Below are 26,101 nucleotides of genomic sequence, written 5' to 3'. Positions count from 1 at the left end.
ACACAAATGCTTTTAAGTATTCACAACCTCAGTCTTCCATTGGAAGATCCCGTTCTGAAGTTTTTGGTGGTTCTCATCATCATTCTCAGCGCGCCATTATTACTCAACAAAATCAAAGTTCCACATCTTCTCGGACTCATCATCGCAGGCGCCATCATTGGACCAAACGGCTTCAATGTACTCTCTCGAGATAGTAGTATTGTGGTGACTGGAACTACAGGATTACTCTATATTATGTTTCTAGCCGGTCTGGAGATCGATATGGGCGACTTCAAAAAGAACAAATGGAAAAGTTTGACCTTTGGACTTTACACCTTCGTGGTTCCCTTTGTGCTTGGATTTCTGGGAGGCTATTATATTTTAGGATTTTCACTTTTAACTTCAGTCCTTTTTGCCAGTCTCTTTTCATCACACACTTTGATCGCTTACCCGCTTGTTAGCAAGTTGGGCGTTGCGAAGAATCTCTCTGTAAACATCACCGTTGGCGGAACGATGATCACCGATGTGCTTGCCCTATTGGTTTTGGCGGTTGTCGTTGGAATGTCGCAGGGTGAAGTTGGGAGCGAATTTTGGATCAAGCTTTCCGCTTCGGTTTTAGCTTTCGGATTGGTGGTTTTATTAATATTTCCAATCATCGGCAGATGGTTTTTCAAGAAAGTGGATGATAAGATCTCGCAGTATATTTTTGTATTGGTAATGATCTACCTGGCGGCACTTTTGGCAGAATTAGCGGGCGTTGAAGCCATTATCGGCGCGTTCTTGGCGGGATTGGCATTAAACCGATTGATTCCGCACACTTCTTCATTGATGAATCGGGTCGAGTTCGTCGGGAACGCGATTTTCATTCCTTTCTTTTTGATCAGCGTTGGAATGTTGATCGATTTCAAAGTCTTTTTCAAAAGTTGGGAAACTCTGCAAGTCGCGTCTATCATGTTGGTGGCTTCCATTTTAGGAAAATATGTTGCGGCCGTTCTGACCCAGAAAACATTTCGATTAACAAAGCATGAAGGAAAATTGATCTTTGGATTAAGTTCCGCCTCGGCTGCTGCAACTCTGGCCGCAGTAATGGTTGGTTATAACATAATCCTCTTTGAGAACGAAGCGGGTGAACCTGTCAGATTATTGAACGAACACGTTTTGAACGGCAGTATTTTATTAATATTGATTTCGTGTACCATTTCATCTTTCATCTCGATGGCAAGCGCGGAAAAGATCGCAGAAGCAGAAAATGAAGATACACTCACCGGAAACAATCACGAGCAGGAAAATATCCTTTTGGCGCTAAATTATGAGGGAATGGTTGATAAGACCGTCAACCTTGGATTATTGGTTAAAAATCACGCGAACACAGAGAATATGTTCGGACTGAATGTCATTAATGAAGATAAAAATGATTCCTCTATCAAAAACGCTGAGAAGATCCTGAGCTATGCCGTGAACACCGCTTCTGCAGCAGATGTCAAATTAAAACCATTGACACGCTATGACAATGATGTGATCAACGGAATCAATAATGTGGTGAAAGAACAGAAGATCACGGATCTTATTATTGGTTTGGAAGATGAGAAAGGTTTCTCCGCGTCATTCGCAGACAATCTTTATAATGGTTATCTGCAGAACAATGATATCAATATCTTCGTTTACCACGCCGCACAACCACTTTCTACAGTGAAACGTTATTTGGTGATGATTCCGGAGAATGCACATTTGGAATCTGGATTTTTCCATTCTCTGGCAAGAGTTTGGAATATTGGAAAAAACTCTGGTGCTGTGATCAGTTTCTATGCGCCTGAAAACATCATCAATGTCTTGAAAAAGATCATCAAAAAAGTCAATATTGAGGCAGATTTCATCATCACCGATTCTTGGGCAGATGCAGAGAAAAAAGCGGAAAAGATAAAGGACAATGAAGGCTTGATCTTGATCTTGGCCAAACGTGGAATGACGTCGTACTTTCCGAAGATGCGATACATTCCGGATTTCCTCAACTCAAAACTTCCGAACAAGAATTATCTGCTGATCTATCCGTATTCAAAGGTTGATGAAGAAAACACAGAGATACGGTCTGTACGAAACCACGATGACTTCGTAGAGATCGGGAATATCATCAAGAAGATTTTCAGATAGGATTCGAATCCATCTCATACCAACTAAAAAAGCCATCCGGATCGGATGGCTTTTAAACTTTAAAATAAGTTGGATCTTAGTCGATAATTTCGTATTCGATTGCGATGGTCCCTTTTCTGGTGTCGCCTATCGAATCAAATGCAGCTTTCGAGAGATCAAAGGCTCTAGATGAGTGGTATGGTCCTCTGTCGTTAACTCTAACTACAACACTTTTCCCAGAGATCAAATTTGTAATTTTTACTTCTGTCCCGAAAGGAAGTGTTTTATTCGCAGCGGTAAGTGCTTTGTTGCTGAAAATTTCCCCGCTTGCTGTTTTTCTACCGTTAAACTTATCGTGGTAGAACGATGCAAAACTTGTTTTGGCATCTGTGGCATAACTCTTGAAAGAATAAATACCAAGTGTTGAAATCATCATTATGATTACAAGAAGAATTCTTTTTATCATGTTGGATTTTTATTGGTTTTGACTCCGCAAAGATACCAGGAATGGCATTCCGAACCTCACATTCTGCGAAACCACGCATGAATCGGGCATTTTCCAAATTTTCAATCTTCTACAACTACTTACTGTAAGTCAATCGCAAGATTTGTTAAAATATGTTAATTTAATTCATATTTTGTTAATTACATACAACATGATAGTAACACTTTAAATATATAAAACGCTATATAACAGGAAATTAAGTAAATTAAGCCAATTTACAATCAATGCTTTAATTTCATATTTAATAATTCTGAATGTTTTTTAGCTAAAATAAATTAATAATTAATCATAATTGATAGTATTATAATTATACAAAAGTGATATTAATATCAAATCAATATTAATTTATACAAAAGCTTAATTAGAAGTGGTCATTATATTATAAATAATTCATTTTCAATACGTTAAATGAAAACGTCTAAAATTTTAACAGAAAACAAAAAAGCCTTCAAGATTTGAAGGCTTAATTATTAGTTAAAATTGCATTTATACTAGCTCTCCGTACAAATCAAAATCTTCTGCCGAAGTAATTTTCACGTTTGCAAATTCTCCAATGGAAATATAAACATCTTTTGCAGGAACCAAAACAGTGTTATCTACATCCGGCGAATCGTACTCCGTTCTACCGACGAAATAATCACCTTCTTTTCTATCAAAGATACATTTGAAGGTCTTTCCGATTTTCTCCTGATTCTTTTCCCAAGAGATCTGTTGCTGGATCTCCATGATCTGCTCTACTCTACTTTGCTTTTCTTCGTCAGAAATAATATCTTCCAAAACGTAAGCCGTCGTATTTTCTTCGTGAGAATAAGTGAAACAACCCAAACGGTCAAATCTCTGATCTCTCACCCATTGTTTCAACTCTTCGAACTTCTCTTCTGTCTCGCCTGGGAAACCAACGATCAATGTTGTTCTGATCGCCATATCTGGCACTTTCTCACGGAACTTATCAAGAAGTGCGTTCGTTTTTTCGAACGTCGTTCCACGTTTCATCGCCTTCAAAAGTTCTGTATTGATGTGCTGAAGCGGAATATCGATGTAGTTACAGATCTTAGGCTCAGTTCTGATGATATCCAAAACATCCTCTGGAAAGCCTGTTGGGAAAGCATAATGAAGTCTGATCCACTCGATGCCTTCTACTTTTATCAATTCCTGAAGTAATTCACCTAAAGCTCTTTTCTTATAAATATCAAGACCGTAGAAAGTCAGATCTTGAGCGATAAGAATTAATTCCTTCACGCCCTTCTTCGCCAGTTTTTGAGTCTCGATGACCAATTTTTCGATTGGCGTAGAGATGTGATTCCCTCTCATCAAAGGGATTGCGCAGAAAGAACAAGGTCTGTCACAACCTTCGGAAATTTTGAGGTAAGCGTAATGCTTTGGTGTGGTCGTCAATCTCTCGCCAACCAACTCATGTTTGTAGTCAGCACCAAGATGTTTCAACAAAATCGGAAGATCTCGTGTTCCAAAATATTGGTCTACATCCGGAATCTCACGAATAAGATCCGGCTTGTACCTTTCGGAAAGACAACCTGTCACGAATACTTTTTCTACAACACCCTGATTCTTGAGGTCTACATATTCCAGAATCGTGTTGATACTTTCTTCTTTTGCATTATCAATAAATCCACAAGTATTGATAACCACAATATCGCCTTTTTCCTCGTGCACCACTTTTTTGCCATTGGCTTCCAGCTGACCCATGAGGACTTCTGAGTCATAGACATTTTTGGAACATCCAAGGGTGACGATATTAATTTTTTTCTTACCTGTTGATTTAGTACGCATTCATAAAAATTTGAGGTTGCAAATTTAGTAATAAAAAAAGGAATCAAAATTTTGATTCCTTATATATTATATTAAAAATTTTCTTCCTTGAAAGTTGGACCAATCCTGTCTTTGTCGGATAGTACGACGTCGTCAGCTGGTAGTTGCCAGTCAATATTGAGATCTGGGTCATTCCATAGAACACTTCCCTCTGATTGTTTGTTGTAAAAATTATCACATTTGTAGGTAAAGGTCGCATTTTCACTCAGGACCACAAATCCGTGTGCAAAGCCTCTTGGAACATACAACTGCAATTTGTTTTCGCCTGTAAGTTCTATTCCAAACCATTTACCGAATGTTGGTGACTCCTTTCTTAGGTCAAGTGCAACGTCGTAAACACTGCCTTCTAAGCAAGAAACTAATTTGGCCTGTGCATGTTCTCCCTTCTGCAAATGCAATCCGCGCAACACGCCATATGTTGACCTGGAAACATTATCTTGTACAAAATGGCCATTGAAACCCGTCAATTCCTCAAATCTCCTCTCGTTATATTTCTCAAAGAAATAGCCTCTATCATCATCATAAATCGTAGGTTCTACAATATAACAATCCTTCAGCGGCGTCTCCTTTAATTTCATAAATTATTTTCTGTTTAATTTTTCTAATTCTTGGTCAAAAACAGCTTTTTTAAGTGCGGAGCTTGAGAATCTATGGTCTCTTTTGTTGTAATATATTTGAATGCCTTTCTCCTCACAATATTCTTTTCCGGTAAAATTGACATCTTTATAATCATCTCCAATGATTCTAACATCTATTACAAATGATTTCAGAATATCCATCAGATCTTCTTCTGTATTATACGGAATGATCTCATCTACGGATCGGCAAGCCTTTAATTGGATATACCTTTCAACAACGGATTGGGTGGGCCTGTTTTTAAATGGCCTATCAATGGTAGGATCGATCTGCAATCCAACGATCAAATGATCACAAATCGTCTTTGCTTCCTCGAGCATCTTGATATGTCCAGCATGCAACAGGTCAAATGCAGAAAAAGTAATCCCAATTTTGTCAGTTTTCATGATAAAAGGCTTTAGTTACTGTTCATGGTCATTACAACTTTGATGGTACGAAGAAGAATTTCGATATCCAATCTTGGCGAATAGTTTTTGATGTAATAAAGGTCATATTCTAACTTTTTCAAGTTATCATCTGGCGTAGCTTTCGGAAGATTGACCTGTGCCCAACCGGTAACACCTGGCTTGATCACGTGTCTGAGGTCGAAGTAAGCATTTTCCTCATTGGACAGATCCACAAACTCCGGTCTTTCTGGTCTAGGACCTATTAGACTCATGTCACCTCGCAAAATATTGTACAGCTGTGGTAATTCATCAATCTTGGACAATCTCAAAAATTTTCCAACGATTGTAATTCTGTCATCATTGGACGTGGTGTATCCTCCGTTATGCTTGGATTTCATCGTTCGGATCTTGTAGATCTTGAATTTCTTGGAACCCACTCCGATTCTCTCTTGGACAAAGAGTACATTTCCCGAAGATGACAACAGTGTAAGCAAGCAACCAAGGACAACAAGAGGCAAGGCAACTGGCAATATGGACAATACCACCAACAGATCGATAATCCTTTTGGATGACAATCCAGAATGGTGTTTTAGACCGATGGAAAAGATATCATCGGCTAAATATTCGTTAGAACTTAGTTTTACGAGCGGTATCCGTCTGTTGACGATCTCGTAAAATTCCTGCGCATCAAAAACCCTTACCCCACTAAGCCTTGCATCGATAATATCGTTTGTTAAGTTTTCTGGCAAATGATTCAAATTTGAAGTTTCGATTACAATTGTCTTGATATTCAAACGGTTCACATATTCCAAAATACTTTTTGTGTTGATTTCGGAATTATATCTAATCACTTTAAATGACCTTCTCAGCTTCGTCCCTCGGAAAAGTTTCAGAGAGATATCACTTACATTTATGAAAAGGCATCTTTGTACAGGATTGGATACTTTCAAATAAGTTTTCACTATCATAAAACTTTTATTAAATAATCGAATCCTAAGTTGTTAGTTTTTTGTTTCATTACTCTCACTTGTATTTTGTCTGCAAATATATTATTTTTTTAACAGTTATTCTAAATAATACATCTTGAACTTTATGCACTCAATAGTTTGATCAAAAGAATCTATCATCAATATTGATAAAAAAATCACTTAAGATTATTTTTTTTCCGATATTAGTTAAAAACAAGTCATGTTAGTAATAAATCTGCATTTTTTGAGTTCATTTTTAAATTACACAAATATTAGTGGTTTGCTTCTTCGTAGAGTGAAAAATAATTGTTGTACATCTGATCAATTGTAAAATGACTTTCATAAGTGTCCCTAGCATTTGCGCAAAATTGTTCATATCTGCCTTCGTCCAGGAGAACATGCTTTATTTTCTCTACGAACAAATCCGCATCATTTTCTAAAGCAAAGCCATTTTTCCCGTTAAGAATTTCTGAAACACCTCCAACATTGGAGGCAATCACTGGTTTTCTATACGCTAATGATTCTATGATCGAAATCGGAAGCCCTTCATAATTACTTGGTAAGATAAACAGATCGGCGTAACGTAAATAATCTTTTGCATCTGAGATCTCGCCAAGCATCATGATATTGTCACTTAACGGCCTTACATCTTCTTTGTTACCAATCCAAACAAATTTTAACTTCTCGCCTCTCATTTTTTCCGCGATCTCACAAAACAGGTCGAATTTCTTTTGAGGACTAAGTCTGGCAATACACATCACGATCTTGTAGTCCTTTCTCAACGTTTCAAAATCAACTGTCGGAGATAATTTCTTACCCGCATCGATGTCCTGAATACCATTATAAATCGTTACGACGGACTTGTCTATACCTTCTTCTTTGAGAATCACCTTATCATATTCACTTACGGCTACAATCTTTTTCACCCTGCTTTTCAAAAGCTTCTCGATGATCAAAAATTTTGGGTTCGCAAGTCTCACAGAGTCAAAACCGTGTACGGTAAATATTATTTTTTCTTTTGGAAAGGCCAAACGTCCTAGCGCTCCTATCTTGGAACTGTGGAGATGGATAACATCTGGTTTGATCTGGCGGTAAATTTTCTTAAGAGCCAGGTATGCTTTAAAATCATTGACCGGGCTAATGCTTCGCTGAAGCTCTTTAACTTTTATCTTGCGAACTTTCGGGGAAAGAAGGTCCCACATTGCACCATTTTCCTCGGAAACCACATACACATCGTGTCCATCTTCAACGGCTTTATTGGAAAGGTTGATCAACACGCTTTGTGCTCCACCCAGATCTGCTAAAGTAATAGCTTGTAATATCTTCATGTTTTTTTAATAATTGCGAAAGTTACCATTATTTTGGCAAAATTATTTTTTGACCTTCACCAAAAATGGAATCGAAAAACTATTTTTTGCTGTAATCATAGTTGTCCCAAGAGAATGAGCCACTTTGCACGGCGTCCGCCCGTCCATTCATAAGGTTGCTTACATTGTCCAAAAGGCCGTCAAAACGCTCATTGCCTTTGATAATCTTTGTATTGCTAATATTGATATTCGCTACCGACCTCAATAATAATTTTCCATACAGAGTACAGTTGAGGATATTGATATTGGAAAACAATTTGGTCTTGTTCTTTTTATTTTCAATTGTGCTACTGAAGACCAAAGAGAAGTATCCAGTAGGATTTTTGACGCCAGCATCTATTTTACAATTATCAAGCGTAATGTTTCCACGATTTATGAACTTGTTGTTTCTGCTATCTGTAATATCGTAGAAGACGATGCCTCCTCCCATATTTTTAAGGAATTCTGTATTTGAAATTTTGATATTTCTCATCCCTGACCCAAGCCCGTAGCCTTCCATATCCCAACCATTGCCATAGAGGTTACCATTGTATATAGCACCTATGTCGCCCTCCTGCTTTCCTCCATTGATGGTCAATCCATTGCTATTGAATCTGCAATTCTCCATGATCAATCCATCGATTGATTCTCCAGAACCGCCATGTCTTCTGTTGTTGGTGCATGTCACATTTCTTAGGGTAACATTTCTGATGGCGAAGATCTCTTTACCAGAATCTAAGTTGGTGTGCAATCCCCTATATAGCGAAATACCATCTGTTGCACAGTTTTTAATATTAACATCTACAATCGTAATATTTGTTGCAAAACCTTTGACCGCTATTCCATGTTTTCCTCCATCCCTATCTTCAACAGCCAATTTTTTCTGAAGAGAGCGGTTGCCATCTATGGATATATTCTTGATGGTTATATTTTTAAAACCTCCATTGTTACGCGATGTTTCAATACTTGTTCTTGCGACCGAGGATTTGTTGAATGTGTTTGTCTCCAGATCATTTCCAACATTGATGACACTTACATCTGAAATAGAAGTGGGAATGGACACCAGCTTCATATTTTGTATCGTCATATTACTTTTCAACCATAATGCTGTAACGTAGTATGTTTTATTTCCTCCATCCAAAACACCATTATTCCCAAGAGTATTGATCTTGTTTTGAAGAAATTGTGTATCATCTTTAGCCGCCACCTTTATAGATGTTGGTAATGAGGTGCAGTTCACAAATACGATTGTAATGACGAGTAGTACGGAACCTATTTTCGTTTTAAATAAACTAAGCATAATCTTCTAAAAAATTTGAGATATGAAAATAATAAAACTTTTACCAACTTACCAAAACCAAGCGCTTTTGCATGATAAAGATCTTTATACGTGGATATTTCCCCTTTTTGCATGGCGAAAAGATGGGCAGACAATCCGCTTTGTCCAAAGTTAGCTTTTCCAAAAGCGTTTTTTCCGAGGATCTTATTAATGAAAATAGCATCCCGTTTCTGTAACAACCTTAACCAAAGATCATAATCTTCGCCGTATCTTTTGTTATCGTCAAAAAAGTGATCCATCTCCAAAAGGTATTCTTTTTTGATAAAAACCATAGGCGTCGCGAAATAGTTCTTGAACAACAATTGGTCAAATGTGATCTTTTCAAAGTAAGGCACATTCTCCTCCACCTCATGATAAAAGGCGCCTGCGATGATAGAAACCTCTGGATACTGAAGTGCCAGATCAAGCTGCTCTTGCAACTTGCTTGGGATCCAGACATCATCGGAATCCAGGAATGCAATATAAGTTCCTTTTGCCAGATCGATCGCTCTGTTTCTGGTTCGTGATGGGCCAGCATTGGGCTGATCGAACAAACTAAACCTTGATCTGATCTCATCGTTTTGGGAATTGATGAAATTTTCTACGATCTGTTTGCTGTCGTCTGTAGAGCCATCATTTACGATGACAACTTCCCAATTGGTATAGGTCTGTTCCAATACAGATCGTAAACTAAGTACAATCGAATCTTGCGCATTGTACAAAGGAACAATGACGCTGACCAAGTTATCTTTCCCAATAAAACTCATAAGGCAGGAATGGTGTTGTTACTTCTTTCTCTTCGTTCATAAAGTTTCTTATCTTCAGTGAAAAACTCATAAAGCCAATCAGAATGAAATAGATCAAATATCGTTTTTTGAATTCTTTGATCTCCTGAAAAAATGCAATGTAGATCAACAGTGTGAAAATAAACAAACTCTGGAATCTTAATCCAGAATATGAGCTAAGCGATAATATAAACGATGCGATCTGAAGCCCAAATATGATGAAAAATATTTTGTTTATCTTTTTATTTAAAAACCAATTGAGGCCAAAGATAAGCGTAAACAATATAAGCGGCGTGATCCCAGAAATACCTGAGGGTTTTGTAAGGTCTTTGTACATATCGACCTTATTATCAAAATAACTAAGATCCAGAACGTTGAAAAGGACGTAAACGACAACAATCAACAGGACGGTATGAATTTTTTTGAAGTTAATTCTCGAAAAGTAGATCATAGCAATAATGATAATTGAGGAATATTGCATGCTGACGGCCAAAAGTCCGAAGAAGAAAAATGATTTTACCTTATCCTCTAGAATTAGTTTTGCAGCATAGGCACTGATCGCAAAACTTAGACCGTACCTAAGACCATTCATTGTCATATCGAAATAGAAGAATGGAAACAGGAGGAAGGTAAAAACAATCAAACGCCATTTGCTATCCGAAAAGGCTAACCAAAGAAATATGGTTGTAATTAACCCTACTACCGGAATGATAAAGTATTCACTAGGATAGATCAGTGATAACCAATAGGTCAAATATTTGAAGCCTGGCTCATAGGCAATTTTATCTATATCCCCTTCGAAAGTATTGGAAATCCAAATGTAGTAACTAGACTTATCTGTACCCGAATCACCACTTAATATCGCTATTAAAGCAGCAGGCAGTAGACCCAGGAACAATATTGCTTTGTAGGATTTTAGGTTTAGTTTGGAGACATACGTCATGAACGTAACACCGGCCAAAAATAAAAATGGTAATAAATAGACTAAGAAACCCATTAAGACTTGTTTACCGTTTGGTTATATAATTTGAAGGCCTGTAGAATATCTTCTACATTCTCTATCACGACAGATTTGGAAGCGAAAGAATCTCTGTACATTCTCTTGCCTTTATCTATAACTAGACCAAGCACAGAAAAAGATACTCGACTCCAAAAGACCAGTTTGCCAATCTTCTTTTCCTTCCTTAATTTTTCACACTTTTCAATCATGTAGTTTAGAATCTGCTTTCTATTCATAAGAAGAGCTTGTGCCACCAATGGATAAATATTAAAATATTGGCGGTACTCAGGCATTTTCATGGCATCTATACTATTGAGCCCACTGTCTCCCCAGATTGTGGTCACACTATAGAATTCCGGAATGTCCTTATCCCAAACATATGGAACTTTACGATTCCTCAGGTGAGGCATATCCTTGAGTTCACCACTGTGTAAACCCTTGAACTGATCTGCTGTGGTACTTGTTCTACAAACACCTGCAATCGTCAAAGGTTTATCAATAATATAATGATTTTTACAAGAAAGTGCAATCGCCACCACAGAAAAAATATCTGGACTAAGCGCTCCGTAAAAATTACCCGATTTTTCCTTTATCTCAAGCATTATGTCTTTTTTCACAAAACCATGATAGGATTTGGGAAGATCAAAGAACATATAATTTACAATGCCAGCTTCCAATAACTTGACCAATTCTTTTTTGGCATCTACTTTCTTCTTTCCTTCTGTAAATTTGCTCACAAACAATCCACCGCTTTCATAACTTGGATGTGCGCCCGGCCAAAAATATGGGATAGTGTCTTTGCAGCAGAAAGAATCAATATTATTCAATTTCGCCCATTCCAGATAGTCCATGGCTTCTGGCAAGATGCCGTCATCATCACCTAGCAGACAGATGTATTCACCTGTGGTCATTTCCATAGCACGGTTGAAGTTATCTATAGATGAGATCGGACTATTATCATAAAGATATGCAATCTGCGGTGATGCCAGAGCATCCACGAATTCTTTGACCTTAGTTGTATTGCTATTGTCTGCAACTGTGATCTGAATCCTATCATCCTTAAATGAAAGAATAGACTGAATGGTCTTGATACAGTATTGTTCTCGATCTTTGGTTGCTATTGCTATGCTTAATAATGGTTGCATTGTTAAAATAGGTATTATTTTTTTTTCAGATTGATCAATTGCTTTATATCTTTAATGGGAACCAAAACAAACAATGATATCATTAAGGTTGCAAATGTAGCAATACCTATCCAAACTAAAGAAAAGATTCTGCTATTATCTACCAGAATAGGAATCTTGGAAAATAGATAAGCTACGATTCCCGCAATTAAAAACGGTAAAACGAATTGTCTCCAATAGATATCCTTGATGATATCACTTTTGATAAATTTTTTATTAATAAAAAACAAATAAATAATCGTGGTAACTATCTGAACACCACAAAAAACTGAAGCTGCCCCTATGGCTCCATAATATTTTGTAACAAAAAAGTATCCTGGAATAGTTGCGAAAAGGCTAATAATCCCTAATACATTATTCAGCTTAGTATAGCCATTTGCAATAGCAATATTGTACGGTAAAAACTGTATCGCAAACATAGCATAGGCCATTGCCACAATTGGAACAAGATGACGTGTTTTCTCCGCCAATAATTCATTACCTGTCCAAACCCAAATCAAATCCTTGGCAAAGAAAGACATAACCATCATAATTGAGAATACTAAAATAGAAACGAGAACACTCATTCTTGTGAAGAGTAATCTTGCTTCTTGATGTTTGTCAGTAGAGAAAAAGGCAGTAAATCTAGGTAACAATGCCGTTGCAATGGGGTTTACCAAAATGATAAGGCCTTGACAAAGCGAAACAGCCAAAGTGTAATATCCAAGATTTTCTATAGACAATAATTTACTAATAGCCAATTTGTCCATCTGTGTATTGAACGCTGACACCAGAGCGATAAGTAACATTCCTGACGCAAATTGCCAGACCTTCGAAAGGATCTGTTTTTCTATTTTAAAGTTGAAATTGAGTGTATATATTCCAAGAACAATCTTGTCTAAAAAAATCTTAGTAATTATTGTGAATACAATGGTTGCGATGGCTTGCCAAGCAAAAAACATTTCTAAAGTGGGAAAATAGATAATAGCCAACACGACGAGACCATTTCTAAAAATACCCCATCCAACTTGAACAATATTGGCTTCAACTTGTTTTTCTAAACCTAAAAGACCACCCATGTAGAACCTCAAAAGAAGTTGAAAACCAATCTCAAAACTGATGATTTTTAAAAAAAAAGAAATTCTATCAGGAGTTATTGTATTTATCTTTAGCCACTTATCAGCCACATAGTCTGATGAAACAAAAATACTGAGGATACAAATGAAAATTACAATGAAATATAGTGTCTCTAAATTCTTGAAAATATTTCTTTTTTCGGTAATATCATTATCCCTTCGCGCAAATTCTCTGGATAATGTAGCAGTAAGGCCACCGTCCAAAACTGCCATTATACCAGCAATCATCAGTGTAAAACTGATGACAGAATAACTTTCAAAACCAAGGTATTTTATATAAAGTGGAATAAATAAAAAATTTGAGAGTATGCCCCAAAATCTTCCGACAAAATTAGCTATTATGTTTTTTTTCATCCTTATGTCAAGTCAAAATCATTGATTTTTAGAAATTCCTATCATTATATGTCAACGATACTACCACTTGAGGGAAATCATAGATCATGAAATTGATCTCATTATACTTTTCGGCTTGTACCGAATGTTTATCAATTAGTTTCCACCCAAATTTTTCGTAATAGAGAACAAGGTGGTCTTTACAAAGCAAAATGCCTTTCCATTGGTTTTGCGTCAATACGGTATTCACTTCTTTCATCAAAACATTTCCAAAACCCTTTCCAGTTTCTGAAGTACAGACATTTCCTATTCCTCTAACTTGCACATTTTCATCGTTGATGATTGCAGTGATGTCGACTAAATTGGTGTAGGCAATCGGTTTCTCACCATCGTTTATTAGAATATGGAAATCATTGGCCTGGATATTCTCGATCATCCATTTTTTGTGCTGATCCAACGTGTAATCCCAGCGTATTGCTTTGAGCTTACAGATCTCCGTCAGTTGTTCCTCGGAGATGTCAGAATGCTTTATAAGTGTCGTTGTAAATTTCATTTCAATTATAAATTTACCCACCAGCCAGATGGTATTGCCACATATTTTTTCATAAACTCGTTCACGCCCGGAAGATCTTTGTCATTCTGAAAAACAGAATAAATGTTATTGTTGATATGCACGCCGGTCGCATAGAAGCCTTTATCCTTCATCTGCTGCAGGAACTCGGTTTTGTTTTCTGCCAAAACGCCATAGACCCAATAGTTTGGGTTGACATTTTTATTAATTTTCAGAGTTTTTGCGTCCGCGTGGTCTTCAAAAAAAGAATTCCATTTTTCGGCATTGGCTTTTTGCTTAGCAAACAAAACTTCTATTTCCTCCATCTGTTTCATTCCAATGTACGAATTGATCTCGCTCATTGTCGCACCATATCCCTCGATAGAAATGTCACAATTGGGATTGATCTCGCCGTTTTGCAGACGAAAATTGGCTCTTTCGATACCGTAATCTCTTACCAGCTTTGCTTTTTCAAAGAAGGCTTTATTATTAAAAGCGATGGCACCACCATCAATAGTGTTCGGCAAACGCACGGTCTGAAATGAGAATACCGTCATATCGGCGCCGGTATTTCCTGTCTTCTTTCCTTTATATTCTGTCCCGAAAGCTTCTATACAATCGTCTACTACAGGAATTCCAAATTCTTTTCCGATCTTATAAACTTCATCCAGTTCTCCGGCATAGCCACAAAAAAGATTGTTGAAGATAGCTTTTGTATCTTTTGTGATGAGTGATCTCAGCTGTGAAACATCCATTGCACTGGTTTCCGGGTCTACGTCGATCCATTTTACGCGAAGATTTTTCACGGCAAATGGTTGATTACTGGCAAGACAACTTACAGGACTTGCAATAATCTCGTCGCCAGGTTTCAAATCTAGAATCGACAAAACCATCAACAGTGCCTGATTGTATGTGGCAGCGGTCAGAACATCTGGATTGCCAATAAACTGAGAGAGAGTTTTTTCAAACTCCCTACCATATTTTCCATAGGCCAACTGCCCTGAATATAAAATCTCGTTAATGCCTTCCGTAATGTTCTCCGGCATGAAGGGTTTGTAAATAGAGACCATTACCAACCGCCTTTTATGATTTCTACCATCTTGTCGCAGTCCGCTTTGGTCACCCACCATCCACAAGGAAGATGCACCATTTTGCTGTAGAATTCGTCCAGGTTTGGTAATTCTAAACTAAAATCATTCAAATAGGTGTGAGAATCACTTCTCTTGTGAAGTTCGGAAGCCATGATTCCATTGTCAGCCATTTTTTTGATGAAAGCCTCCCTGTTTTCCACTTTGATGGTGTAAAGCCAGTACGAAGGTTCTGTGTTTGGATAGTACTGGATCAGTTCTACACCATCAACACCTTTTAGTTGCTCATCTAAATATTTTCCGTTGGTAATGTACTTTTGTACAAGCTCCTCGATATTTTCTAATTGTACCAATCCTACCGTAGCATTCACATTGTTCATGTGGTATTTGTAACCTTGGATGGTAATATTATTATCCATTCGGCTCAGTTTTTTATCCAAACCGAACCAGCGGATCACTTTTCCTTTTTCATACAATTCTTTGTCCTGGATCTGCAAAGCACCACCATCAATAGTAGTTAAATGCTTAATCGCCTGGAAAGAATAGACTGTAAACGGGAAATGGTTTCCTGCTTTTTTACCATTGAATTTGGAACCCAAAGCGTGCGCAGCATCCTGAATTACGGGAATATTATATTTCTCAGAAATCTCCTGAATGCGTTGGATATCGACAGGAATCCCAGCGTAATCTACTACGATGATCGCCTTTGTCTTGGGATTGATAGATTTTTCGATTGCATCCGGAGAAATATTTCCGGTTTCTGGATCCACATCTGCATATCTAATTTTTGCTCCAACTGCTTTGATAGAAGTATTTGTAGGCTCTGCTGTTAAAGCGGTACTGATCACCTCATCACCTTCTTTTACACCAGCAAGTATCAATGCGATGTGCAAAGCTGCTGTCCCAGAATTAAGTGAAAGCGTGTGACCACCTCCAATGTATTCCTCAAATTTTCTTTCAAACTCTTCTACTGCTTCACCTTGTGCAACGTAGCCGCTGTATAAAATTGCTTCCAATTTCGGCATCAAAATTTCTCTTGGCGGAATGGAAGTCTGTACTAATGGTAGCATGTTTTATTATTTGTTGTGAGTGGCTAATTCGTCTTGTACGTAATCTAGAGTAAGAAGAAGTTCTTTCAATTCCTCAACGTTCAATCTCTCTGTGTTGTCAGAATTGTACTCTTGATCTATTAATTTCGGACCGTCTTTCTGAACATAATTGGTGTAGTTCAAATCTCTGAAATCTGCAGGAACTCTGTAGAATCTACCCAAGTCTTCTGCTTTGGACATCTCTTCTTTAGAACACAAAGTTTCGTACATTTTTTCTGCATGTCTTTCACCAATGATATTGATCTCGTTGTCAGCATTGAATAATTCCTTCAGCGCTTGAGCAAGCACATGGATCGTGGCACCTGGGGATTTCTGCACGAAAATATCACCTGGCTTACCATTTTTGAATGCAAACATCACCAACTCTACAGAATCGTCCAATGACATCATGAAACGTGTCATTTCCGGGTTCGTGATTGTCAAAGGTTTTCCTTCTTTAATTTGTTTGATAAAAAGAGGAATGATAGATCCACGGGAACACATCACGTTACCATATCTAGTGGCTGTGTAAATTGCATTTGCGTTTTCCACTCTTCGGTCTCTGGCCTTTGCAACTGCCATCTTTTCCATCATCGCTTTGGAAATTCCCATCGCATTGATCGGATAGACCGCTTTGTCTGTACTTAGGACGACCACTCTTTGTACATTATTTCTAGCAGCAGCTTCTAATACGTTTTCTGCACCCAAGATATTGGTTTGCACTGCCTGCATCGGATAAAATTCACAAGAAGGGACTTGCTTCAATGCCGCAGCATGGAACACAAAGTCTACGCCGTTCATTGCTGCATTAATACTATTAAAATCTCGAATATCTCCAATCACAAAATTTAATTTGTCATTTTTATATTCGATCCGCATGTCTTCCTGTTTTTTCTCATCACGGGAAAAGATCTTTATTTCCTTTAGGTCGGAATTAAGAAAACCTTTCAACATTGCGTTTCCAAAAGAGCCTGTACCTCCTGTAATTAAAAGTGTTTTATCCTTAAACATAATAAATCATTTGTTTGTTTTTATTCTACAAAATTTTTTGCCACCATTTTTTTTCTTCAGCCTGGTAGCCATAACCATATTTATTACCATAGCCAAAATTATTCTTATGAACATCGTTGAGCACGAAACCTACATTCTTGATCTTCGCAGCATCAATATTGTTATTGGCAAAATTAATAAAATCTTTTTGTGTAACCTCCGATCTCGTGACATATACTGTAGCATCTGCAGTATCTGAGATCAGGAAGGAATCTGTTACCAGCATCAACGGTGCTGTATCCAGAATAATGAAATGATAATCGTCCTTTACAGAATCTATCAATTGCGAGTAACGTCCGTTCTGCAACAGGTCTGTAGGATTAGGCGGTATGACGCCAGAGTATATAAAATCACAATTCGGATGATAACCGCTTGGGTGGATGATCTCTTTTGCGTTTTCAATCTCTTCATAAAGATATTCAGATAGTCCTTTGACATTTTTCATTGCCGGATTATATCTTTGCAGTTGTGGGTTTCTAATGTCGGAACCAATCACCAAGACTTTTTTGGTGGCACTCGCAAGTGCAAGAGCTAGATTGACGGACACAAATGTTTTACCTTCTCCCTTGATCGTGGATGTCACAAAAACAGTTTTTGCAGAACGATCCTTTGGTAGCATAAAATTCAAATTGGTGACCAAGATCCTGAACGATTCTGCCAACGGGGATACATCATTGTTTTTAATAATCTCACCATCTCTTTTGTATAATCTCGGTATTTCTGAAAGTATCGGCGTTGTTGTAAGTTTTTCCAGATCATGCTTGCTTATCAACTTATTATTCAACAATTCTTTGATATAGATAAACAAGAAAGGTATCAGCGACCCTATAACCAGAGCTGCAAGCAACGAGATCATTTTTTTGGGTGCGACCTGATTTTTCATGATATACGCATGGTCTACAACTCTTGCCTTGTTGTCTGACATCGCCATAGAGATTGCAGCTTCTTCTCTCTTTTGCAATAGTAGCAGGTACAGGTTTTCTTTGATCTGCTGTTGACGTTCTATGTTTCTAAAAAGTTTCTCTTGTCCTGGAACCTTTTTTACCTCGTTATCACTTCTGTAATTTTCTCTTTCATTTAGATTTTTTGTAGAAATTAAGTTGGTAATGAATTGTTGAAGACTTTCTCGCATAGCAACACGAAGTCCTATCAAATCTTTAGAAACCTCTTTCACCAAAGGATTTTCGGGCGTCGCATTTTCCAAGAGTCGATTTCTATCCATCACCAATTTGTTATAGGCGGTAATGTTGGATGTTGCAGAAGGATTATCCAGCCCAACGTTCGTTGGCAAAATTTGAAATGTAGAGGTTTGATTATCGATGTACGACAGAAGCATTCTGCTGACTTCTATCTGGGTTTCCAATTCGATGCCTCTTCTTCTCGTCTCGTTGTAGATCCCCATATTCAGTTTGGCCTCGGACGGGATATCGATGATATCATTATCCAGTTTGAATCGCTCCTTATCACTCTCTACATCACCCAATTCTTTAGAGATCAAAACAATTCTTTCATCTATGAAATCTTTTGTTTTCTTTGATTCTGTGTTTTTGTCGTTGATCGCATATTCATTATAAATATCGACAAGATTGTTCAAAATGTCTTTAGACTTATCTTTGTTGGCATGTGCCATAGAAAGACCGATAACAGTCGCATCTTTGTCCACCAAACCAACATCTACAGATTCTTGGTAGCCATTTACGGTACCTACAAAATCGCTGTAGGTAAAATAGATATCATTAAGACTTAGTTTTTTTACCTTTTTTGGTTTGTAATTTTGATTTTTGGTGATGATAAAATTAGCATAAGGCAAGCTTACCGTTTTATCAAACGTCGTGATGATGTCCTTTTTCAATTCTTCTGAAGACAAGGTGATCTTCTGTCCTTCAATTTTTATATTGATCGGTTTGGTTGGAAGTGCTTCGTCTTCTTTTTCATTTACGACTAAAACGTTGAAAGGATTAGTATCCTTGTAGAGCTCCACATCGTGGTATTTTTCACGAGAGAAGATAGAGACTTGTAATTTAAGATTTTTGGTGACATCTTCTATTATTTTTTTTGATTTGAAGATTTCCAATTCATTTTCGATGCTATTGGTTCCCATACCGGCAAATCCACCTAAGCCAGATAAAACACCAAAATCACCAGATGCATTGGACATTTTTTTAGCATCTTTGATCAAAACAGAAGATTGCGCCATGTAGATCGGCGTCGTGTACTTAATATATAGTATAGCAAGGGCTAAGGTAATTATCACAGATATGAAAAACCAGTACCACTTCTTGATATAGGGTTTTATTAGTTCTCTTAAATTAAATTCATCTTCTTTCCTCGTTACGTCCATTAAAGTAATTATTTATTGTTATAGCCATAGCCATACTTGTTGCCGTAGCCAAAATTTTCTTTTGTAACATCATTCAGCACAAAAGCTACATTGTCCAATTTACCGGTCTCCATCGTGTCATTAGCGAAGTCGATCAATGCCTTGTCTGTAAAATTGGATCTCGTAACATAAAGTTTAAGATCTGCATGTTGAATAATGGTCAAAGTATCTGTCACCAATAGCAATGGAGCTGTATCCACAATGATATATTGGTATTTTGATTTAAGTTCTTCCAACAAAGCTTCTAGTCTTCCATTCTTCAACAATTCTGTTGGGTTTGGCGGAATGGTTCCAGAATAGATGATATCACACTTGACATTGTTAGGGTTTTGGAAAATGATCTCATCTACAGTTGTGCTTTTGTCATATAGGAATTCTGTCAAGCCCTTTCCTGGGTTTTTCCCTTGGTTATATCTTTGCAATTGCGGATTTCTAATATCAGCACCTATAATTATAACTTTATCACTGTCAGACTGGGACAGAGACAATGCCAGATTCATGGACACGAAAGTCTTACCTTCTCCTTTGATAGATGACGTCACAAATATCGTCTTACCACTATTTATCTTTGGTAACATAAAGCCGATATTCGTAGTTAAAATCCTAAATGCTTCTGCCAGTGGTGAGAAATCATTTTGTTTAATAACATGCGCAATGTTTTTCTTCACCGACGGAATCTCTGCCACAACAGGTGTATTTGTCAATCTCTTCAGATCATCCTTGGATGTGATCTTCGTATTGGTCAATTCTTTCAAATAGATAAACACAAAAGGTAATAAGATCCCAAGAACCAAACTCGCCAAAAGAATGATCATTTTCTTTGGCGCAACAGGCTTATCTCCTACAAAAGCCGGTTCTACGATTCTCGCCTTTGGTGCAACTACAGCCAACGAAATAGCGGTCTCCTCACGTTTCTGAAGCAACAAAAGATAAAGATTTTCCTTGATCTGCTGTTGTCTTTCCAAACTTCTGAACAGCTTTTCTTGAAAAGGGATCTTTGTAATCCTTGACCCTATCTTATTTTGCTCAGATTGGTATTCGTTTAAAGCAAGCTGCAAAGCTACTTTATTTTTATTTAAAGATTCCGAAACCGATCGCTTCATAGAATTGATCTGCTGCGTGATCTCTTGGACCAGTGGATTCTGTGGTGTAGCATTTTCCAACAACCTGTTTCTATCCATCACCATTTTATTATAATTGGCAATACTGGCATTAGATTCCTGATTATCCAGTCCTATATTGACAGGTAACAGCTGATATGTATTTTGCTTGCTAAGATAATTTATCAAGTTATTATTAAGTTCTAGCTGGGCATCCAATTCCAACTGTTTCTTTTTTGCATCTGCAGAGCTTTCCAAGTTGATCTTGGCCTCTGTCATTAGGTCTGTGATCTTGTGCTCGGTTTTGAATCTTTCTTTTTCTGACTCTACATTTCCGAGTTCCACAGATATTTTACCAATTCTTTCGTCGATGAATTCTTTTGTCTTGTGAGATTCAGAATTCTTGTCCACGATGGCATCCTTATTATAAGAATCGACCAATGATCTCAATATGGCCTTAGCCTTGTCCGTTTGTGGATGATCGATATTAAGATTGATCACAGTTGCATCCTTATCCGCAAGATCCACCTGCACCATTTTTTGAATGTTTGATGCTGCAGACTCCAAAGGCGCAAAATCAATTTCCAACTCATCCCCGATCTTCCCTGCTTTTTCCTTATCAAAAGCTGCGTTCTTTGTGATGATTATATTAGCAAAAGGAAGACTTATCGACCTGCCATATTCAACATTTTGATCAAAGTTAAATTCTTCCGATCTCAAACTTACCTTGTTTTTTTCAAAACTGATCAAGAAAGACTCCGTAGGAAAATCTTTGTTCTTCTTCTCATTGATCACATGAATAATAATCGGAGAAGTATCGCCAAAAAGTTCTCTCTTCTGGAATTCCTGGTTTGAAAACACAGAGGTCTGAAGATGATTGATAGCTGCAACATCTCGCGCCAGCTTTTTGGTTTTAAAAACCTCAACCTCATTTTCTATACTATTGGTGCTCATCCCTCCGAAACCAGAAAGTCCTCCCAGAACGCCCATATCATCAACACCTGCTCCCAGAGACTTTTGGGCATCTTTGATAAGGACTGCACTTTTCACGTTATAAACTGGCACGGACGTTTTAATAAACAAAAGGCCCAAAATTACAGCCAATACAATGCTGATAAGAAACCAATACCATCTTGTGAGGTACGGCTTTATCAACGAATTAATATCAAAATCTGAAGTGTTATTTGTGTTTTTTTCCATCATTATGTACTGTGTGTTATCTGAATAGCAAAGCCAAAAGCCCTACAACAACCGATGCAACGGAGATGAAGATACCAGTCTGTGGTCCGAATGAAGACGATCCCTTTTTTGCTTTATTTGGAGCAACATAGATGACATCATTTTGTTTCACATAGTAATAAGGTGAGTTGATGAACTCTGCGTTGGTAAGGTCAATATATTCTTTCGTAGTAGTACCATCTATATTCCTAACAATTAGAACATTCTGTCTTTGTCCGTAGATCGTGAGGTCTCCTGCCATACCCAGCATGCTGAGAATGGTCACAGATTGTCCATCCGGAATCAAAAAGGTTCCAGTTTTGCTAACTTCTCCAAGAACTGTTACTTTGAAATTTGTATTTCGCACATTGACTCCCGGATCCTTTACATATTGTTTCAATCTTTCTCTTACCACATCACGAAACTGTTCGATGGTCTTGCCACTTGTACTCAACTCCCCTAGGATAGGATATTGAATGTTGCCTTTAGAATCAACAAGGTACGAAGGTCCAGAGACAGAAGTCTGCCCTTGCATTGGCAAGTTACTACTGGAAAGTGAATATTGTGAAATTTCTCCAGAAGAATAATTCTGGTTGAAAGGTTTCACCACGTCATTATCTTTAGCCGTCACCGATATCATCAATTGATCTCCTGGCTGTATTGTGAAAGTAGATGTCTGAAGAGACGTATTGATCGCTGTCTGTTCAATATTCGTCATGTAATCGATATTATCTTTCGATTTACATGAAAAGATTACACAAAACAATGAAGCCATAAAAATTATGGATAAAACTCTTTTCATAAATGTTGTCTTAAATTTAAGGTCTGCAAATATAGGGATTCTTATTTATCTAACGATTCATAAATAGAATTATTGCTTTTAAATTCTTTTACGATAGTTTTTAATACTCTTACAATTTCGTGCTTTTCCTCCTTTCTGGAAAAGTCTATCACAAGCTCTGTCAACTCATCAATTTCATTGAAATGCATGGAAGGATCCTTGGAGATCATGATCTTTTCGTGGGACGTTGGCAGCGTGCTGGCATTGTTGCTTAGCAACTCCTCGTACAACTTTTCACCAGGTCGCAGTCCTGTACAGATTATCTTGACATCAATATCTGGCTCGAAACCGGAAAGTTTGATCATCCGTTTTGCGAGATCCATGATCTTTACCGGCTCTCCCATATCGAAAACAAAGATCTCACCACCCTGTCCCATGGTTCCGGCATTTAGAACCAATTCACAGGCTTCGGCAATGGTCATGAAATATCTCACAATATCAGGATGCGTGATCGTGACTGGACCTCCTTTTGCTATTTGTTTTCTAAAGTGTGGGATCACAGAACCGTTGGAACCTAAAACATTACCAAAACGGGTTGTGATGAACTTTGTGCGTGTGCCTTCCAAGTTTTGCAATGACTGTACAAATAACTCCGCAACCCTTTTGGACGCTCCCATCACATTGGTAGGATTCACAGCCTTATCTGTAGAAACCATCACAAACCTATTGACTTGATACTTGCAGGACAATAATGCCAAATTCTTTGTTCCCATGACATTCACAAGCACAGCTTCGTGTGGATTCTCTTCTACGATCGGAACATGTTTGTAGGCAGCGGCATGATAAACCATTGAAAAATTATACTTTTTAAAGATAGGCTCGAGGCGACCTTTGTTGGAAATATCTGCCAAAACAAATTTGAAGTTGATGTGTGGATAAGTTTCCCTCATCTCCAACTCCGTCTCATAAAGTGGTGTTTCGGATTGGTCCAGAATGATGATTTGCAATGGCTCCAGAAGTGCAACCTGCCTTACTATTTCGCGACCAATAGAGCCCGCACCTCCAGTGACCAATATGGTTTTTTGAAAATGTATCTTTTTTACCTCAATATTATCCAATTTGATCTGCCTCCTGTTGAGGAGATCTTCGATCTGGATGGTCTTGATAGAATCGATGTTTTCACTACTCCTTAGTTTTCTCAAACTCGGAGCTTTGTAGATTTTAAGGTTGTTTTCCAACAATACATTTACCCAAAAATCCAACTCTCCCTTCCGCAAAGTTTCCTTGATGACCAAGACACCGTCGACATCCTTTTTCCCTTCTTTTAGATTATTAATGAAGTTGATCTTGGTAATAATCGGCCGGTCCAATAATTTAATACTTACCCTTTTATCATGATAAGATATAAAACCTTGGATATCAAATGGCAAATTGGGATTTGAAAGGACGACTTGAGCAATGGCCACAGAAGTATCATCATCTCCCAAGATATAAATTTTCTTTCTGGTAGAGCTTCTTTTATTTTCCTTGATAATATTGAAAAAACCTTTTACACATAGGCGAAAAACGAACAAAAACAAACACGAAATGGCAAAATACAATCCTAAAAAAGGCATTAGGACAACCTTCGTGTGGAAAGTTAGATAGTAAGTATAATTAATGATCACAATGGTAAGCACTCCACATAAGTTGGCAAAGAATATCTTGAAGAGATCAACAAATGTAGAATGCCTGATGACTCCAAGATACGTTTTGAAGACATACATATAAAAAACATTGACGCCCATCATAAACATGAAAACATACACCAAAGGAAACACTTTATAATGTTTTACTTCCAGCCCAAGTATTAGCAAATGCGAAGCTAATAATGATAGTAATATAATAAATACGTCAATGACCAAGATGATCCATCTCGGCAGAAATTTGAGATCTGCGAGATCCAACACATTATCATTAAGCGAAAATCCCTTGAGATTTTTAACCTTCTCCATTTCTTTTAGGTCGCAATTTTAAAATTGAAAATTGATGATCACATCAAGAATTCTTTTTTTATCTTCATCTTTAAGGTTGGAGCCAGAGGGCAGGCAAAGACCTTGGTCAAATAATTCTTCAGCTACATTCTCTCCGTAGTATGGACAATCTTTGAAAACCGGCTGAAGGTGCATAGGCTTCCACAATGGCCGCGTTTCTATATTTTTCTCGGCAAAGGAAGCCATCAGATCATGATTCGTCTTTGCTGTTATATTTTTATCTAATGTAATACTTGTGAGCCAATGGTTGGAAAAAAAATCTGAACTCGCTTCGGTAAAGATGTTCACAGCTTCTATGTTAGCAAAAATCTCTTTGTAGAAATCATGATTTGCCCTTCTTAGTTTGACTCTTTCTTCTAAAACTTCCATCTGTCCTCTTCCAATCCCAGCGGAGATGTTGCTCAATCTATAATTGTATCCGACTTCTGAGTGCTGATAATGTGGCGCCTGATCCCTGGCCTGGGTGGACAAGAATATCGTTTTAGCCTTTTGCTCCCATGTACCACATATCAATGCACCGCCTCCTGAAGTGGTGATGATCTTGTTACCATTAAAAGAAAGTACTGAGAACGCTCCAAAGGTTCCGCATTTTTGTCCTTTATAAGTAGAACCTATGGATTCTGCGCTATCTTCGATGAGCGGAATTTCGTACTTAGTGCAAATCTCCAATATCTCATCCATCATCGCGGGCATGCCGTAAAGATGAACCACGATCACAGCTTTTGGTTTCTTATGATTCTGGATCCTGTCTTGGATCGCAATTTCCAAAAACTCAGGTGACATGTTCCAGTTGGTCTTATCAGAATCTACAAACACAGGAGTTGCTCCAAGATATTTGATGGGATTTGCCGAAGCAGAAAATGTGAAAGATTGGCAGATCACCTCATCGCCGTAGCCCACACCTAACTGTATTAATGCCAAATGTAAAGCTGCAGTTCCAGAACTAAGTGCTGCAGCGAATTTATTTTCTTGCAGGAAATCTTCTATGGCAATCTCGAATTCATCCACATTCTTTCCCAATGGCGCCACCCAATTGTGGTCAAATGCTTCCTGAATGTACCTCATCTCTCCTCCTCCCATATGAGGCGATGAAAGCCAAATTTTAGATTCCATTGTTATTTGTTTTTGAGGATGCAAATATATTACAATATCTGTATTTGTTTTGATCAATCTTAAATTATTAATTAAATTGATCACCTAATTTAGAATAGTTCAGAACAATTTTAGAATATCCGATATTTTTTATAATCTAATTTCCTTTAATTATTAGAATTTGTCAAATGCATGTTTTTTTTTTAAATCAA

Annotated in this window: 21 protein-coding genes; 1 reads left to right on the top strand and 20 read right to left on the bottom strand. The window is 37.5% G+C overall.

What is annotated here, in order from left to right:
• Nucleotides 1-6 precede the first annotated feature (6 nt).
• On the top strand, nt 7-2,127 hold the full coding sequence (locus BMW39_RS02995) for a cation:proton antiporter (protein WP_034977065.1): 2,121 nt from the start codon (nt 7-9) through the stop codon (nt 2,125-2,127).
• Nucleotides 2,128-2,203: 76 nt separating this feature from the next.
• Here BMW39_RS02995 and BMW39_RS02990 read toward each other — a convergent pair whose 3' ends face one another.
• The 20 genes from BMW39_RS02990 to BMW39_RS02895 all read right to left on the bottom strand — a co-directional run bounded on the left by BMW39_RS02990 (nt 2,204) and on the right by BMW39_RS02895 (nt 25,910).
• A complete protein-coding gene (locus tag BMW39_RS02990) occupies nt 2,204-2,572 on the bottom strand; it encodes a septal ring lytic transglycosylase RlpA family protein (protein ID WP_034977062.1) in 369 nt (122 codons plus the stop codon).
• A gap of 525 nt (nt 2,573-3,097) precedes the next feature.
• The gene (rimO, locus tag BMW39_RS02985; RefSeq protein WP_034977061.1) at nt 3,098-4,399 is read right to left on the bottom strand and encodes a 30S ribosomal protein S12 methylthiotransferase RimO; all 1,302 of its coding nucleotides are present in this window, start codon (nt 4,397-4,399) and stop codon (nt 3,098-3,100) included.
• A 71-nt stretch (nt 4,400-4,470) separates the two neighbouring features.
• Nucleotides 4,471-5,016, bottom strand: a complete 546-nt coding sequence (gene rfbC / locus BMW39_RS02980; protein ID WP_034977060.1) for a dTDP-4-dehydrorhamnose 3,5-epimerase — start codon at nt 5,014-5,016, stop codon at nt 4,471-4,473.
• 3 nt (nt 5,017-5,019) lie between these two features.
• The gene (locus tag BMW39_RS02975; protein WP_034977058.1) at nt 5,020-5,460 is read right to left on the bottom strand and encodes an adenylyltransferase/cytidyltransferase family protein; all 441 of its coding nucleotides are present in this window, start codon (nt 5,458-5,460) and stop codon (nt 5,020-5,022) included.
• A gap of 11 nt (nt 5,461-5,471) precedes the next feature.
• Nucleotides 5,472-6,428 carry a sugar transferase gene (locus BMW39_RS02970; RefSeq protein ID WP_086045785.1) on the bottom strand — a complete coding sequence of 319 codons (957 nt, stop codon included), beginning with the start codon at nt 6,426-6,428 and terminating at the stop codon, nt 5,472-5,474.
• Between the two features lie 272 nt (nt 6,429-6,700).
• The gene (locus BMW39_RS02965) at nt 6,701-7,756 is read right to left on the bottom strand and encodes a glycosyltransferase (protein ID WP_034977057.1); all 1,056 of its coding nucleotides are present in this window, start codon (nt 7,754-7,756) and stop codon (nt 6,701-6,703) included.
• A gap of 79 nt (nt 7,757-7,835) precedes the next feature.
• A complete protein-coding gene (locus tag BMW39_RS02960) occupies nt 7,836-9,074 on the bottom strand; it encodes a glycoside hydrolase family protein (RefSeq protein WP_131474341.1) in 1,239 nt (412 codons plus the stop codon).
• Complete coding sequence (locus BMW39_RS02955) at nt 9,047-9,859, bottom strand: glycosyltransferase family 2 protein (RefSeq protein WP_034977055.1); 813 nt, start codon at nt 9,857-9,859, stop codon at nt 9,047-9,049. Before BMW39_RS02955 ends, BMW39_RS02960 begins: the two co-directional genes overlap by 28 nt.
• Nucleotides 9,837-10,874: an EpsG family protein gene (locus BMW39_RS02950; RefSeq protein WP_083391871.1), complete on the bottom strand. Its 1,038-nt coding sequence runs from the start codon at nt 10,872-10,874 to the stop codon at nt 9,837-9,839. Before BMW39_RS02950 ends, BMW39_RS02955 begins: the two co-directional genes overlap by 23 nt.
• A complete protein-coding gene (locus BMW39_RS02945; RefSeq protein ID WP_034977053.1) occupies nt 10,874-12,022 on the bottom strand; it encodes a glycosyltransferase family 2 protein in 1,149 nt (382 codons plus the stop codon). Before BMW39_RS02945 ends, BMW39_RS02950 begins: the two co-directional genes overlap by 1 nt.
• Before the next feature lie 14 nt (nt 12,023-12,036).
• Nucleotides 12,037-13,530 carry an oligosaccharide flippase family protein gene (locus tag BMW39_RS02940; protein ID WP_034977051.1) on the bottom strand — a complete coding sequence of 498 codons (1,494 nt, stop codon included), beginning with the start codon at nt 13,528-13,530 and terminating at the stop codon, nt 12,037-12,039.
• A 28-nt stretch (nt 13,531-13,558) separates the two neighbouring features.
• A complete protein-coding gene (locus BMW39_RS02935) occupies nt 13,559-14,062 on the bottom strand; it encodes an N-acetyltransferase (RefSeq protein ID WP_034977049.1) in 504 nt (167 codons plus the stop codon).
• A 5-nt stretch (nt 14,063-14,067) separates the two neighbouring features.
• Nucleotides 14,068-15,129, bottom strand: coding sequence for a DegT/DnrJ/EryC1/StrS family aminotransferase (locus BMW39_RS02930; protein ID WP_034977048.1), 1,062 nt, complete (start codon nt 15,127-15,129; stop codon nt 14,068-14,070).
• The gene (locus tag BMW39_RS02925) at nt 15,129-16,217 is read right to left on the bottom strand and encodes a DegT/DnrJ/EryC1/StrS family aminotransferase (protein ID WP_034977046.1); all 1,089 of its coding nucleotides are present in this window, start codon (nt 16,215-16,217) and stop codon (nt 15,129-15,131) included. The genes BMW39_RS02930 and BMW39_RS02925 overlap by 1 nt, the downstream gene beginning before the upstream one ends.
• 6 nt (nt 16,218-16,223) lie before the next feature.
• The gene (locus BMW39_RS02920; protein WP_034977044.1) at nt 16,224-17,246 is read right to left on the bottom strand and encodes a polysaccharide biosynthesis protein; all 1,023 of its coding nucleotides are present in this window, start codon (nt 17,244-17,246) and stop codon (nt 16,224-16,226) included.
• A 25-nt stretch (nt 17,247-17,271) separates the two neighbouring features.
• Nucleotides 17,272-19,626 carry a GumC family protein gene (locus BMW39_RS02915; protein WP_034977042.1) on the bottom strand — a complete coding sequence of 785 codons (2,355 nt, stop codon included), beginning with the start codon at nt 19,624-19,626 and terminating at the stop codon, nt 17,272-17,274.
• A gap of 8 nt (nt 19,627-19,634) precedes the next feature.
• Nucleotides 19,635-21,965 carry a GumC family protein gene (locus tag BMW39_RS02910; RefSeq protein WP_051880023.1) on the bottom strand — a complete coding sequence of 777 codons (2,331 nt, stop codon included), beginning with the start codon at nt 21,963-21,965 and terminating at the stop codon, nt 19,635-19,637.
• A 16-nt stretch (nt 21,966-21,981) separates the two neighbouring features.
• Complete coding sequence (locus BMW39_RS02905) at nt 21,982-22,701, bottom strand: polysaccharide biosynthesis/export family protein (protein WP_245750440.1); 720 nt, start codon at nt 22,699-22,701, stop codon at nt 21,982-21,984.
• A gap of 125 nt (nt 22,702-22,826) precedes the next feature.
• The gene (locus BMW39_RS02900) at nt 22,827-24,758 is read right to left on the bottom strand and encodes a polysaccharide biosynthesis protein (protein WP_034977038.1); all 1,932 of its coding nucleotides are present in this window, start codon (nt 24,756-24,758) and stop codon (nt 22,827-22,829) included.
• Nucleotides 24,759-24,776: 18 nt separating this feature from the next.
• A complete protein-coding gene (locus BMW39_RS02895; RefSeq protein WP_034977036.1) occupies nt 24,777-25,910 on the bottom strand; it encodes a DegT/DnrJ/EryC1/StrS family aminotransferase in 1,134 nt (377 codons plus the stop codon).
• Between the last annotated feature and the right edge of the window lie 191 nt (nt 25,911-26,101).

The organism is Epilithonimonas lactis (genome assembly GCF_900110605.1).
GTDB lineage: Bacteria > Bacteroidota > Bacteroidia > Flavobacteriales > Weeksellaceae > Epilithonimonas > Epilithonimonas lactis.
This window is presented reverse-complemented; position numbering and strand designations above follow the sequence as displayed.